Raw genomic sequence first — 12,813 nt, 5'->3', positions numbered from 1 at the left:
ACCAAACAAGCCCGAACCATCATAGGCGGTAGCCCCGCAGGGCCCCCATGCTTGCCCACCGCATGTAGGGTGGGCAAATCGTCGATTCGCCCACACGCGCCATCGCGTCTTATTTCAGCATCGGCAGGTCCAGGCCCTGCTCTTTGGCGCAATTCACCGCGATGTCGTAGCCGGCATCGGCGTGGCGCATCACGCCGGTGCCCGGATCGTTGCGCAGCACGCGGCCCAGCCGCTCGGACGCGGCATCCGTCCCGTCGCAAACGATGACCACGCCGGAGTGCTGGCTGAAGCCCATGCCCACGCCGCCGCCGTGGTGCAGCGAGACCCAGGTCGCGCCGCCGGCGGTGTTGAGCAAGGCGTTGAGCAACGGCCAGTCGGATACGGCGTCGGAGCCATCCTTCATCGATTCCGTCTCGCGGTTAGGCGAGGCCACGGAGCCGGAGTCCAGGTGGTCGCGGCCGATGACGATGGGCGCCTTCAATTCGCCGCTCTTCACCATTTCGTTGAACGCCTGGCCCAGGCGGGCGCGGTCCTTCAGACCCACCCAACAGATGCGCGCCGGCAGGCCCTGGAAGCTGATGCGCTCCTTGGCCATGTCCAGCCAGTTGTGCAGGTGCGGATCGTCGGGGATCAGTTCCTTCACCTTGGCGTCGGTCTTGTAGATGTCTTCCGGATCGCCGGACAGCGCCACCCAGCGGAAGGGGCCGATGCCTTCGCAGAACAGCGGGCGCACATAGGCCGGCACGAAGCCGGGGAAATCGAAGGCGTTCTGCACGCCCTCTTCCAGCGCCATCTGGCGGATGTTGTTGCCGTAGTCCAGCGTGGCCGCGCCGCGCTCTTGCAGGGTCAACATGGCGCGCACTTGCACGGCCATCGATTTCTTGGCGGCGGCGGTGATCTCGGCGGCGGCGGTCTTCTGCTTGTCGCGCCATTGGGCCACGGTCCAACCCTGCGGCAGATAGCCGTGCACCGGATCGTGGGCGGAGGTCTGGTCGGTGACCACGTCCGGGGTGATGCCGCGCGCCACCAGTTCGGCGAACACGTCGGCGGCGTTGCCGAGCAGCCCCACCGATACCGCCTTGCCGCTTTGCTTGGCGTCTTCGACGATGGCCAGCGCCTCGTCCAGCGTGGTGGCCTTGCGGTCCACGTAGCGCGTTTTCAGACGGAAATCGATGCGGGTTTCGTCGCATTCGACGGCGATCATGCTGAAGCCGGCCATGGTGGCGGCCAGCGGCTGCGCGCCGCCCATGCCGCCCAAGCCGCCGGTCAGGATCCAGCGGCCTTGCGGCTTGCCGCCGAAGTGCTGGTTGGCGACGGAGAAGAAGGTCTCGTAGGTCCCTTGCACGATGCCCTGCGAGCCGATGTAGATCCAGGAGCCGGCCGTCATCTGGCCGTACATCATCAAGCCCTTCTTATCCAGCTCGTTAAAGTGCTCCCAATTGGCCCAGTGCGGCACCAGGTTGGAGTTGGCGATCAGGACGCGCGGCGCGTTTTCATGGGTCTTGAACACGCCGACCGGTTTGCCGGACTGCACCAGCAGCGTTTCGTCGTCTTCCAGCCGCTGCAAGGTTTCCAGGATATTGTCGTAGCACTCCCAGTTGCGGGCGGCGCGGCCGATGCCGCCGTACACCACCAAGCTTTGCGGGTGCTCGGCCACCTCGGCGTCCAGATTGTTCTGGATCATCCGGTAGGCGGCTTCGGTCAGCCAGCTCTTGCAGGTCTTTTCGCTGCCGCGCGGGGCGCGGATGTGGCGGGATGCGTCAAAACGCGGGTCGGTCATAGTTCTCTCTCCTCTGTTTTCCTTGAATCGCGCGATGGTCAACGGCGCAGGTGGCGGCTCAGGCTCCAGGCCAGCCGCGCCGCCGCCTTGGCGCCATGGCTGTCGATATCGAATGCGGGATTGAATTCCACCAGGTCGGCGCCGGCGAGCTTGCCGCTCTTGGCGATGCGGCCGGCCAGCGCCTCCACCACGGCGATGTCCACGCCGTAGCCGGCCGGGGCCGACACCGCCGGCATTTGCGCCGCCGGCAATACATCCAGGTCTATGGTCAGGTAGACCGCGTCCACGCTGTCCAGGAATTCGGCCAGTTGGCCGCGGATGTCGGCCAGCTGCCAGCCGTTCATGTCCGTGTCCAGCCGCCATTCGGCGCCCAAACGGCGGGCGGAGTCGAACAGCGCCTGAGTGTTGGCGGTTTCGGCCACGCCCAGGCACAAGTAGCGGAATACACGGCCGTGGCGGGCGCAATCGGCGGCGATCTGCGCGAACGGCGTGCCGCTGGTGGCCTCGTCGGCTTGGCGCAAATCGAAGTGGGCGTCGAAATTGACCACGCCTATGCGCTTGTCCGGATGCGCGGCGGACAGGCCCAGCCAGTGGCCATAGGCCGTTTCGTGGCCGCCGCCCAGCACCAGCGGCAGATGGCCGGCGGCGATGACCTGCGCCACGCGCTCGCCCAGGCGGCGTTGCGCGGCCTCCAGGTCGCCATCGCTGCAGACCACATCGCCGGCGTCGTAGAGCGGCAAAGTCGGGTGATAGGCCAGATTGGCCAAAGCCTTGCGCAAAGCCTGCGGGCCGCCGGCCGCGCCGACGCGGCCCTGGTTGCGGCGCACGCCTTCGTCGCAGGCGAAGCCGATGATGGCGATGCCCGGCGCGCCGTTTTCCGGCAAGGCCTGCACCGCCTGATGCCAACGCTTGGCCGCCTCGCCTTCGGCCGCATCGACGCGGCCGGTCCAGATCTTCATGTCCACCATGTGCAAACTTCCTGTATTGCCGTCCCGGCCGGAAGCGCGCGGCGTCCGGCGGACCGAACGATGATTAGTCTATGGATTGCGCCGCGCCGCGGAACACCCGCTGCTTGAGCAGCGGCACGCCGACGCTGTAGGCGATTTCGGCCGGATGAGCGATGTCCCACACCAAGATATCCGCCACGCAGCCGGCAGCCAGCCGGCCGTGGGTATCCGCGCGGCCCAACGCCCGCGCCGCGTGGCGGGTGACGCCGGCCAGCGCCTCTTCCGGCGTCAGGCCGAACAGCACGCAGGCCTGATTCATCGCCAGACGGATGGAGGCGAACGGGCTGGTGCCGGGATTGAGGTCGGTGGACACCGCCATCGGTACGCCGGCGGCGCGCAGCTTGTCCACCGGCGGTTTTTGGGTCTCGCGCAGGAAATAGAAGGCGCCGGGCAGCAGCACCGCCACCGTGCCGGCGCGTTTCAGCGCATCGACTCCGGCGTCATCCAGATATTCGATGTGATCGGCCGACAAACCGCCGAACTCGGCCACCAGCGCCGCTCCGTGCAGATTGGACAGCTGCTCGACATGGCCCTTCACTTTCAAGCCATGCGCGCGCGCCGCCTCGAACACGCGGCGGGTCTGCGCCGGAGAAAAACCGACGCTCTCGCAGAACGCGTCCACCGCTTCCGCGAGACCCGACCGCGCCGCCACCGGCAAGATGGATTCGACGATCAGATCGACATAGCCGTCGGCGTCGCCGGCGTACTCCGGCGGCACCGCGTGCGCGGCCAACAGCGTGGCCGCCACTTCCACTGGCAAAGAGTCTTGCAGCCGGCGCGCCGCCGCCAGCTGCTTCAATTCATCGGCCTGGGTCAGGCCGTAGCCGGATTTGATCTCCACCGTGGTGACGCCCTCCGCCATCAAGGCCTTGAGCCTGGGCAGGCTGGTCAGCGCCAGCTCCTCCTCGTCCAGCCAGCGGGTGGCGCGGACGGTGGAAACGATGCCGCCGCCCTCGGCGGCGATCTGCTGGTATAGCACGCCGGTGAGGCGCTTTTCCCACTCCGCAGCGCGGCTGCCGCCGTACACCAGGTGGGTGTGGCAATCGATCAGGCCGGGCGTGATCCAGCGGCCTTGCAGGTCGAACACGTCGCCGTCGAAGGAAGCGGCGTCCACCTCGGTCTGCGGCAGCACCGCCGCGATGTGGCCATCGCGCAACAACAAGGCATGGCCTTCCAAAGCGCCATAGGGCGCGGCGTGGAGCGGGTCCATGGTAGCCAGCCTGGCATTGAGCCACAGGCTGGGGCGATGAGCGTGAATCGGCGGCATGAGCAGTCTCGCGCAATGATTTGTATATACAATTACGCGCATGGGCTGGCTCTGTCAAGCCGGCAAATTGTAAAAAAATCTACAAATCCTTGATGTTGCACGGCAATAAAAAAGGCTGCCGAATGGCAGCCTCGATGAGAAGGGCTTAATTGTATATACCGATTATTTCTTCACTCGCGTCTGCGAACGCAGCTTGTAACGCAAACCCGGGTGCGTCAGCCGAGCGAAACTGACCAGTTTCTTGTGCGACCAGGTGCGGCGCAGCACCAGCAAGCAGGGTTCGGTCGCGGCGATGCCCAGCAGCGCCTGCTCCGCCGTCCCCGGCAAGATGGCTTCCACGCTATGCTCGATATCGGTGAGCGGGCAGCTTTCCATCAGGTAATCATTGGGCGTGCGCTCGGTGTAGTCCTGCCGCAGATATTCCTGCGCATACACGGGATTGACGTAACGGTCTTCCAGCTGGATCGGCACCTCGTCCTCGAAGTGGACGATCAAAGAATGGTAAATGATTGCCCCGGCGCGCACGCTCAGGCGCAACGCCAGCTCCTCGCTGGCCGGCATCGCCTCCAGGACAATCACCTGGGCGCTGTGGCTGTGGCCGCGCGCCTCGATCTCGGCGGCGATATTGTTGATGTCCAGCAGCGGCGATTCCGCCTTGCGCTCCGCCACATAAGTGCCGTCGCCGGCGAAGCGCAGCAGGATGCCGGCTTCGGCCAGATCGCGCACCGCCTTGTTCACCGTCATCCGCGAGACGCCGAACTGGCGCGCCAGCTCCAGCTCCGGCGGAATCTTGCAGCCAGGCAGGAAATGGCGGTCGCGGATGCCGCACAGGATGTAGTCCTTGATGCGTTGATAGCGGGGTTGGGCGGCGTCTGACACCTTGGCTCCAATCTTGAGGGAATGGCCGATTGTAGCGCGAGCGCCGGCGCTGCTGGCTGATCCAGCGCAGAAAACGGGAGATGAATCATGAAAACGCTCAATCAATGGCTGACGGACTACGACGAAAGCCATCGCCATCCCTTCAATATCGCCATGCACAAGCTATGCGTGCCGCTGATCGCGCTGTCGCTGCTGGGCATGCTGCAAGCCATTCCCGGTCCGCTGTCCTGGGCCTGGCTGCTCTGGCTCCTGGCCGGGCTGTGGTATGCGCGCCTGTCCCTCAAAGTGGCGGCGGCGATGGCGCTGATGAGCGGCGTGGCGCTGCTTGCGCTGGAAACGCTGCGCGGCATGGGCGCGCCGGTGGGGGTCGGATCGCTGCTTGTGTTCATCGCCGCCTGGCTAGGCCAATTCATCGGCCATGCGCGCGAAGGCAAGAAGCCCTCTTTCATACAGGACCTGCAATTCCTGCTGGTGGGTCCGCTGTGGACCCTGCGCGGCCTGTGGCGGCGCTTGGGCTGGCTGGACCCGGTTTGAGAAAAGTGGACTGAAAGTGGTCCGTTTGGCGCTATCATCGCTGACATCAATCCACGATGGAGATGGCGCCATGACTTACCCGCAAGGAGCCCGGCTGAGCGAACTCGCGCCCGGCGTGCCGCAAATCGAACTGGCAGGTGATGGTTTCTCCGCCCGCATCGCCTTGCTGGGCGGGCAAATCCTAGATTATCGCCGCGATGGCCAGCCGCCTTTGTTCTATGTCTCGCCCATCACCTTGTGCCAGCCCGGCAAAGCCATACGCGGCGGCGCGCCGGTATGCTGGCCCTGGTTTGGCCCGCACCCCAGCGATGCCGCCCAGCCGGCGCACGGCGTGGCGCGCCAGCAAGTCTGGTCCGTGGACGACATCACGCGGGACGGCTCGGTGTTCCACGTGAAACTACGCGGTCCCAGCCACCAGGGCTTGAGCGTAGAATTGGCCTATCGCATCGGCCTGGATGGCGTCGATATCGAGCTTGCCACTCTCAACCATGACGAGCGCGCGCACACCGTCACCGCCGCCCTGCACAGTTATTTCGCGGTATCGGATGTGGACGCCGTCAGTTTGCGCGGACTGGAAAACGCCCCAGCCCACGACAAGCTCAGCGATCAACGCCTCGCCCTGCCCGCCGAGCCGTTCCGTTTCAACGGCGAAGTGGACTTGGTGGCCTACTCCAGCCATGCCGTCACCTTGGCGGACGAGGGCTGGCGGCGTGATATCGCCATCCAGCCGCGGGGGTCGGCCAGCGCGGTGGTGTGGAACCCGGCTCCGGCCAAGGCGCAGCGGCTGGCGGACCTGCCCGACGAAGACTGGAGGCGCTTTGTCTGCATCGAAACCGCCAACGCCGGCGACGACGCGCGGACTCTGCAGCCAGGCGAGCGGCACGCCTTAGGCTGTCATCTGGATTTCTCTTGCCGCGACTAGGGGTTATAATCTCCCGATCACCGCCGTTGGCCTCCGCCGCGGCGCATCGGCAAACCGGACACCGCAGCAATGGCACGACCCGACAAAATCTCCCGCTTTCTTCCGCTCACCTTTGCCAATGGCAACAGCGTGCGCCGCTTCGGCAAGCATTGCCCGCAATGCCGCGCCATGGTGGGCGCCGAGCATATGGAAGGCTTGGCCAGCCTGATGAAGGGCAAGATTTTCCTGTCCGCCGACGCCAGCTGCCCACGCTGCCAGCATGTGTTTCCGGTGGCGTGCGTCATCACCGACGACAAGCGCGTGCATCGCGTGATGCTGCCGCTGTGGATGTTCCGCCTGTGGTTGAAATCGGCCACCCGCAACGATCCGCAACCCAGCGACAACGACAATTGGACCGTGGAGACGGAAGCGCCCAAGGGCCTGGAACTGCCGGCGGACGCCGACGTGCTGCGCTCCGATGAAATCGTCGGCCGCTTCCAGGGCGAACCCATCTTCGCCTGGGTGGAATACCAGGGCCAACGCTTCATCTTCGACCGCGCCGCCGCCAGCCAGAACCTGCGGCTCACCCCGTCCGAACTCTTGCTGGAAGGCCGGCTGATCTACCGACAGCAGTAAGGCCGCCTTCGCCGCATGCGAGGTCCCCCCTCCAAGCCAATGCACTCCCAGGCCCGACAAACGGGCAAGGCGGATCGCCCCTGAGGGGCATCCACCCTAGCGCTCGCTCAACCAATCCAATAAGGCTTTAGCCTGCGGCGACGCCGCCCCTGCCGCGGAACACGCCAGCGCGAAGCGGCGCGGCGGCGCATCCGCCAAGGCAAACGCGCGCACGCCGGGGCATGGATCCGGCAATACCGAAGCCGGCATCACCGTCGCGCCCAGACCGCCGCGCGCCATCTCCAAAGCGCTGCCCCAGTCCCTCACCCGCATGCGCACATCGTTCAAGCGCGCGCCCATCGCCTCCAGCACGCTTTCGCCATGCAGCCGGCAACCGCCGGTCGCCACGATGAAAGGCTCATTGGCCAACTCATGCGCGTAGACGGGCTGGCCCGCGTGGCGGCGGGCCAGGCGATGGCTATTGGGCAATACCGCCAGCCAGGTGTCCTCGCCCAGCTGCTGGGTCGGCCTAGCGGCGGCAGGGTTCAGCACCACGCCGATATCCACCTGCCCGCAGGCCAGCCAGTGCTCGATCTCCTCATCGCTGCCGTCCAGCCACAATACTTCCAGGCCCGGATGCCGCAAGCGGAACTGATCCAGCTTGCGAGCCAATAAGCGCGCAAACAAGGAAGGAAAACCCGCCACCGTGACGCGGCCGGACAGCAAGCCGCGCCCCTCGTCCGCCAGCGAGCGGATGCCGTCCAGCTCGGCCAGCATCGCCCTGGCCTTGCGCAACACCTGTTGGCCCAAGGCAGTGGGCAAGGTTTGCCGCCGATCGCGCACAAACAAGACAATGCCCAGCGCCTCCTCCATCTGCCGTATGGCTTGGCTGGCGCCGGATTGCGTCATGCCCTGGCGTTCGGCGGCGGCCGTCACCGTGCCGCACTCTTCCACCGCCAGCAGCAGGCGCCAATGCAGCAAATTCATCATGATTGCGCGCGTTTCAAAAATGGAGACTCGTCATTTTACCGCTTTGTCATTACATTAGCTCAGCTGATGGCACGCGGCTGAAATCCTTGTTTTACCAACCATGGCGGCTAGAGAGATGCTGTCCTCACCGCCTCCGTCGGCAAAACCAGAACAAGGATAGCAAGATGAAACTGTATTTCGCCCCCATGGCCTGCTCGCTGGCTCCGCATATCATCCTGCGCGAACTCGGCCTGCCTTTTGAATTGATCCGGGTGAACAACCAGACCAAGCGCACCGCCGAGGGCGGCAGTTTTCTCGACATCAACCCCAAGGGCTACGTCACCGCGCTGACGCTGGACAATGGCGAGGCGCTGACCGAAGGCCCGGCCATCCTGCAATACCTGGCGGATTTGCAGCCCGAAGCCGGCCTGGCCCCGGCGAACGGTAGCTGGCAGCGGGTGCGGCTGCAGGAGATGCTCAACTTCATCACCGCCGAACTGCACGGCGGCAGCGCGCCGCTGTTTCGCTCCGATCTGCCGGAAGCGGCGCTGCAGATCTTCCGCGACAAGCTGTTTCAGCGATTGGATTGGCTGGAAAGCCGCTTGGACAAGCAGGATTACTTGCTGCCGTCCGGCTTCGGCGTGGCGGACGCCTATCTGTTCTCTATCCTGGGCTGGCTGCCGCGCTTCCATATCGATCTGGCTTGTTGGCCCGCGCTGCAGGCCTTCTTCCACCGGGTGGCGGCTCGCCCCGCTGTGCAAGCGGCGCTGCAAGCCGAAGAAAACAGCGCGCCAGTGGAAGGATAGGCCCAACAAAAACGGCCAGGATATCTCCCGGCCGTTTGTTTGAGTTGCCGCTCCAGCTCAATGCACGCTGGCCGGGTAATGGCTGGCCACCCAGCTTTCGAAACGGTCGAACATCGCCGCGTCGCCGGCGGTGTTGTCGGCGATCAGCTCCGCGCCGTGCACCAGGCGGATATGCGCGGCGAGCGTATCCGGATACTGCGCCGGATAGTCGCGGGCGGCGGATTCGGCGATCAGCTTTTGCGCCTCGGTCCAAGCTTGCGCCGCGCTCTGGTTGCAGCTGTCCGCCAGATAACGCGCGTTGAACGGCTCGCCGGTCAGGCGCACCAAGGTGGCGTTGTGGTTGATGCTGTTGCCCGGGCCCCAGTAGTGCTCGGCCAGCAGCGGGCCGATGGCCGGGTTGTCGGTCAGATAGCCGAACTTACCGATGAAGTAGGCGCGGGTCTGATACACCGCCATATTGGCCAGCAGGTAGCCGTGATAAGCGGCGGCCGATTCCTGATTCAACAGATGCGGAATGGCCAACAGCGGGCGCGGGCTGACATCCACGCCCAGGATGCGCTTCTCGCTGGCGCGGGCCAGTTGCAGCACGCGCTCGGCGGAGAGCTCATTTTCCGGCAGCGCGTACAGCGCGCGCTCGAAATAAGCCACCACGGCGATGGAGCGCTCGGCATAGGCGGCGAAGGGCTGCGTCGCCTCGATGCGGGCGCAGATCAGCTCATCCGGAATGACCTCGCCCTTGCTGTTGCGCGCATAGCGCTTCAGCCAGTCGGCATCTTCCAGCAGGCTGTCGCAGAACATGCTCTGGGTTTCGGCATAGGCCATCGACGTGGGGGCGAACTCTTGCGAGAAGCACGGCGAGTTCTGCGTCACGTTGGCGAAATGCGCGGCGTGGCCGCCTTCGTGGAACAGCGTGTTGATGGCGCGCGCGCCGCTGCCGACCTGGTCCGGCTTGGCCTCGGCGGTGAAGTTGATCTGGCCCGGCACCCATTGGGCGCCGTCGAAGAAGGCCGGGATCGGGCCGTGGCAGAAACCGTTTTGATACTTGCCCTCGCGCTCCACCAGATCCAGCTGCATGGTGGCGCCGCGATACTGGATGCCCAGACGGCGGAAGCTCAGCACCCAGCGCTCCACCGCCTTGGCGAACGGCAGATACGGGTCCATCTGGCGGGTCACGTCGCCGCTCATGTGGAAGCGCAGATTGTGGCCCAACAGCGCGTCCGCGCCGTGCTTGGCCTGCAGTTCGTCCAGCGCGCGCTGGTTGGCGTCGCGGGTGCGCGCCTCGAAATCGTCCAGGATGGCGAACAGCTGATCCGGCGTCATCTGCTCGTTCTTCTTGACCTTGTACTCGAAGTAGTCGGCGTAACCCAGGCTGCGCGCCAGCGCGTTGCGCTTGTTCACGATGGCGAGGAAGCCGTTGTCCAGCGCCCAGCGCTCCAGCCCCAGATAGGCGTCCAGCGAGCTCTTGCGCGCCGCCTCGTTCCGGTTGGTGCCCAGATTGGTGCTGAGCATGCTCAGCGTCGCCTCTTCGCGCTCGCCGGCCTCGTTGAGGTGGTGCATCTTGTAAGCGCGGCGCTTGGCGAACAGCTCGGACTCCAGCTCCACCAGCTCGGTCATCAGCTGGCGCGCGGCATCGCTTTCAATGATGTTGCTCTCAAACAGCGCCAGCCAGCCCTTGAAGCCGTGCAGCAGCGCGTCGCGCTCGGCCTCGGCCGGCAAGGCCTCCAGCTGGGCGACGGCGGCCTTGGCCTGAGCCAGCCGCTCCGGGCTGGAGATGAAATCCTTGAAGGCCCCCTCGGCGCGGGCGAAGCCGGCGTCGTCGTCCGACACCGCCATATAGGTGTCCCAGAACAGGTCTTCCTTAGCTTTATGAACTTGCAGATACGCGTGGTTGAGCGCGTTGAATTGCTGGCGCAGCGTGGCCAAAACCGTCATCTTTCTCTCTCCTGAGTAGTCTGTCAGCCGCGCATGGCGGCCTGTTTCGGCCACTGGATATTGCGACGGCATGCATGAGCAAGTTTCATTGCAGATAGCCCGCAAGGTCAAGTTAATACTGGCTATTTAGCGATAGACGCATGCAATTAGCGCATCAATGGTCACGCCCGGCCAGACCACCAGCATAGCGAGGCCTCGCGGCCGGCGTCGACGAAACCCAATTGGCGATACAGCTGCAGCGCATGGTAGTGGGCATCGGCCGCCACCAGGAGACGCGGCGCGCGTTGCAAACCCCATTGCGCCATATGGATGAGCAACTGGCTGGCCAAACCCAGGCGACGCACATGCTCGGCCGTGGCCACTTGCTGCACGCATCCCAGGCCCGGTTGCAGAAACAAACCCGCGCAAGAGAGCAGCGCCCTGCCGTCGAACACGCCCCAGGTGTGGCCTTTTCCTTCCGCCTCCAGCTGTCGATAACGCCGCTCATGTCCGGCCAGGAAGGTTAAATAATCCTCCTCCAGATGCTCCGCTTCGCGCGTATCCAGAAACAAGCGCTGCCATTGCGCCCAGTCCTCGTCGCTGGTCAGCGGGCGGATGGTCAAGGATGGGCTGAGCGGCGCGGGGCGCAGGGTTTCGCCCGTCATCAGCAACACTATAGTTTCATCGTAGCGGTAGCCGGCGCTCAACCACTCTTGATGCGCGTCCAAGCCGGCCGACTTCTCCACGGGCCATTGCAGCACGCGATGGCGGATGGCCGGATAGTCGGCGAAAGCGGCGGCTATGCGCCGCTCCCACTCGCGCCGGCTGCCGGGTTCCGGCGCGTGATCCAGCAGCAAAGCGTTGCCGAAGTAAAAACCGGGCTGATCCGCCGTCAGCAATCGCCAGCCGCCGTCGATGCGACGCAGCGAACTGGACGCGCCCAGCATGCGCCACTCGCTCTGCGCGCCCAACATGCCCAGGCTGAGCGCCAAGGACACGCGACCATCGCGCGCCGGCGCCGCCACAAAACCCAGCCGGCCAGCCAAGCGCAAGGCCGAGGCATTGCCCTCCGCCGTGTCAGCCTCCACCCGGTTGACGCCCAGATGATTGAAGCCCGCATCCAGCAGCAACCGGGCGGCCTCTTCGGCATAGCCCTGGCCCCAGGCCGCTTCGGCCAGCTCGGCGCCGAAACTGGCCACGCCGTCCGACAAGGTCAGCCGCAAACCCACCGAACCGATCAGCCTGCCGTCATCGCGCCGGATCACCGCCAGTTGCCAGGCGCGGCGCGGCGACTGCTGCTGGCCGATGAAGCGCTCCAACAATTGCGCGCTGAACGCCGGCGAGGTTTCAGCCGCTGCGTAATGGCGGCCGAAAGCCAAACCGCCGCGCAAACGGCCATAGGGTTCCCGATCGTCCGCAACGAAATCGCGCAAGATCAAGCGCGGCGACTGCAAAGGCAAAATCAACATGCGCCCCCCTTCTCCAGCCGCATCTGCCAATGCCGCTGCCATAGCGCTTCGCGGCGCGAGAAATCGTCCGGAAGATCGGAATAACCGGATGGAAGATACAACGACGATGAATCTAAAGAATAGGAATCGGCGCGCTCGCAACCGAGCACATCGCGCAGCAAATGGCGCGACAGAATAAAGAACGATGCCATGATGGCGGTACCTGTAAAGAACGAGTAAAGATCAGTGGGAAGCCGATCATCGCGGAGACGATCCGTTTCCCTGCATGGCCCGCTGCGCCGGAGAGGCGCGATGCGGGAGTGCGCGCAGTCTGCCTGCCGCGGCCTTACGCGTCAAGCATATAGCTTAATATCGCTTGCCGCTGTGGCGGGATTGGCCAGCGCGCTGCAGCCGGTAATATTCGCGCCAACGCCAGAAGCCGGTGCGCACCGCCGCATCCATCAAGCCCAGCTGCAAACCCACCAGCACCGCGTAATAGAGCATGCCTTGCTCGGTCGGCAACAAGGGAACGGCCCAATCGCTCAGATGCGGGTACAACAGCCAGGCCAGCATCAAGCCCGCCGCCAGGGTCAACTCCACCACCCGCCAGGAGCGCGTGCGCAAGGCCAACCGCGCGCCGATGTCGGTCAGAAAGAAAACCAGGCAAAGCAGATACAGCGCCATGATAGGCTCCTT

13 protein-coding genes are annotated in these 12,813 nt (G+C 64.9%); 4 read left to right on the top strand and 9 right to left on the bottom strand.

What is annotated here, in order from left to right:
* Positions 1–109: 109 nt before the first annotated feature.
* The 4 genes from hutU to hutC all read right to left on the bottom strand — a co-directional run bounded on the left by hutU (position 110) and on the right by hutC (position 4,933).
* The gene (hutU, locus tag NKT35_RS07810) at positions 110–1,780 is read right to left on the bottom strand and encodes a urocanate hydratase (RefSeq protein WP_254300449.1); all 1,671 of its coding nucleotides are present in this window, start codon (positions 1,778–1,780) and stop codon (positions 110–112) included.
* A gap of 38 nt (positions 1,781–1,818) precedes the next feature.
* Positions 1,819–2,748, bottom strand: a complete 930-nt coding sequence (gene hutG / locus NKT35_RS07805; protein WP_254300448.1) for a formimidoylglutamase — start codon at positions 2,746–2,748, stop codon at positions 1,819–1,821.
* 64 nt (positions 2,749–2,812) lie between these two features.
* On the bottom strand, positions 2,813–4,054 hold the full coding sequence (gene hutI, locus NKT35_RS07800; protein ID WP_254300447.1) for an imidazolonepropionase: 1,242 nt from the start codon (positions 4,052–4,054) through the stop codon (positions 2,813–2,815).
* A 162-nt stretch (positions 4,055–4,216) separates the two neighbouring features.
* The gene (gene hutC / locus NKT35_RS07795) at positions 4,217–4,933 is read right to left on the bottom strand and encodes a histidine utilization transcriptional repressor HutC (protein WP_254300446.1); all 717 of its coding nucleotides are present in this window, start codon (positions 4,931–4,933) and stop codon (positions 4,217–4,219) included.
* Positions 4,934–5,020: 87 nt separating this feature from the next.
* Here hutC and NKT35_RS07790 point away from each other — a divergent pair, with 87 nt between their 5' ends.
* The 3 genes from NKT35_RS07790 to NKT35_RS07780 all read left to right on the top strand — a co-directional run bounded on the left by NKT35_RS07790 (position 5,021) and on the right by NKT35_RS07780 (position 7,004).
* Positions 5,021–5,467 (top strand): Mpo1 family 2-hydroxy fatty acid dioxygenase, encoded by a 447-nt coding sequence (locus tag NKT35_RS07790; RefSeq protein WP_254300445.1) that lies wholly within the window; start codon positions 5,021–5,023, stop codon positions 5,465–5,467.
* Positions 5,468–5,537: 70 nt separating this feature from the next.
* Positions 5,538–6,389 (top strand): D-hexose-6-phosphate mutarotase, encoded by an 852-nt coding sequence (locus tag NKT35_RS07785; RefSeq protein ID WP_254300444.1) that lies wholly within the window; start codon positions 5,538–5,540, stop codon positions 6,387–6,389.
* A gap of 69 nt (positions 6,390–6,458) precedes the next feature.
* Positions 6,459–7,004 carry a hypothetical protein gene (locus NKT35_RS07780; RefSeq protein ID WP_254300443.1) on the top strand — a complete coding sequence of 182 codons (546 nt, stop codon included), beginning with the start codon at positions 6,459–6,461 and terminating at the stop codon, positions 7,002–7,004.
* A 96-nt stretch (positions 7,005–7,100) separates the two neighbouring features.
* Here the strand turns inward: NKT35_RS07780 and NKT35_RS07775 are convergent, their stop codons facing one another.
* Positions 7,101–7,973: a LysR family transcriptional regulator gene (locus NKT35_RS07775; protein WP_254300442.1), complete on the bottom strand. Its 873-nt coding sequence runs from the start codon at positions 7,971–7,973 to the stop codon at positions 7,101–7,103.
* Between the two features lie 164 nt (positions 7,974–8,137).
* Between NKT35_RS07775 and gstA the strand changes: the two genes are divergently transcribed.
* Complete coding sequence (gstA, locus tag NKT35_RS07770; protein ID WP_254300441.1) at positions 8,138–8,758, top strand: glutathione transferase GstA; 621 nt, start codon at positions 8,138–8,140, stop codon at positions 8,756–8,758.
* Positions 8,759–8,815: 57 nt separating this feature from the next.
* Here the strand turns inward: gstA and NKT35_RS07765 are convergent, their stop codons facing one another.
* The 4 genes from NKT35_RS07765 to NKT35_RS07750 form a co-directional block, all read right to left on the bottom strand.
* Positions 8,816–10,690, bottom strand: coding sequence for a M3 family metallopeptidase (locus tag NKT35_RS07765; RefSeq protein WP_254300440.1), 1,875 nt, complete (start codon positions 10,688–10,690; stop codon positions 8,816–8,818).
* Positions 10,691–10,851: 161 nt separating this feature from the next.
* Positions 10,852–12,138, bottom strand: a complete 1,287-nt coding sequence (locus tag NKT35_RS07760; RefSeq protein WP_254300439.1) for a GNAT family N-acetyltransferase — start codon at positions 12,136–12,138, stop codon at positions 10,852–10,854.
* Complete coding sequence (locus NKT35_RS07755) at positions 12,132–12,329, bottom strand: hypothetical protein (RefSeq protein ID WP_254300438.1); 198 nt, start codon at positions 12,327–12,329, stop codon at positions 12,132–12,134. The genes NKT35_RS07760 and NKT35_RS07755 overlap by 7 nt, the downstream gene beginning before the upstream one ends.
* Before the next feature lie 154 nt (positions 12,330–12,483).
* On the bottom strand, positions 12,484–12,801 hold the full coding sequence (locus NKT35_RS07750) for a hypothetical protein (RefSeq protein ID WP_254300437.1): 318 nt from the start codon (positions 12,799–12,801) through the stop codon (positions 12,484–12,486).
* Between the last annotated feature and the right edge of the window lie 12 nt (positions 12,802–12,813).

It is taken from the genome of Chromobacterium sp. IIBBL 290-4, assembly GCF_024207115.1.
Lineage (GTDB): Bacteria > Pseudomonadota > Gammaproteobacteria > Burkholderiales > Chromobacteriaceae > Chromobacterium.
Note: the sequence above shows the minus strand (reverse complement) of the source record. Positions and strands in the feature narration are given on the sequence as shown.

Bases quoted from the DNA above. Each gene is read 5' to 3' on its own strand.
- NKT35_RS07785 (WP_254300444.1), top strand. From the start codon at position 5,538: ATGACTTACCCGCAAGGAGCCCGGCTGAGCGAACTCGCGCCCGGCGTG.
- NKT35_RS07755 (WP_254300438.1), bottom strand. From the start codon at position 12,329: ATGGCATCGTTCTTTATTCTGTCGCGCCATTTGCTGCGCGATGTGCTC.
- NKT35_RS07775 (WP_254300442.1), bottom strand. From the start codon at position 7,973: ATGATGAATTTGCTGCATTGGCGCCTGCTGCTGGCGGTGGAAGAGTGC.
- NKT35_RS07760 (WP_254300439.1), bottom strand. From the start codon at position 12,138: ATGTTGATTTTGCCTTTGCAGTCGCCGCGCTTGATCTTGCGCGATTTC.
- NKT35_RS07750 (WP_254300437.1), bottom strand. From the start codon at position 12,801: ATGGCGCTGTATCTGCTTTGCCTGGTTTTCTTTCTGACCGACATCGGC.
- hutG (WP_254300448.1), bottom strand. From the start codon at position 2,748: ATGGTGGACATGAAGATCTGGACCGGCCGCGTCGATGCGGCCGAAGGC.
- gstA (WP_254300441.1), top strand. From the start codon at position 8,138: ATGAAACTGTATTTCGCCCCCATGGCCTGCTCGCTGGCTCCGCATATC.
- NKT35_RS07780 (WP_254300443.1), top strand. From the start codon at position 6,459: ATGGCACGACCCGACAAAATCTCCCGCTTTCTTCCGCTCACCTTTGCC.
- NKT35_RS07765 (WP_254300440.1), bottom strand. From the start codon at position 10,690: ATGACGGTTTTGGCCACGCTGCGCCAGCAATTCAACGCGCTCAACCAC.
- hutI (WP_254300447.1), bottom strand. From the start codon at position 4,054: ATGCCGCCGATTCACGCTCATCGCCCCAGCCTGTGGCTCAATGCCAGG.
- NKT35_RS07790 (WP_254300445.1), top strand. From the start codon at position 5,021: ATGAAAACGCTCAATCAATGGCTGACGGACTACGACGAAAGCCATCGC.
- hutU (WP_254300449.1), bottom strand. From the start codon at position 1,780: ATGACCGACCCGCGTTTTGACGCATCCCGCCACATCCGCGCCCCGCGC.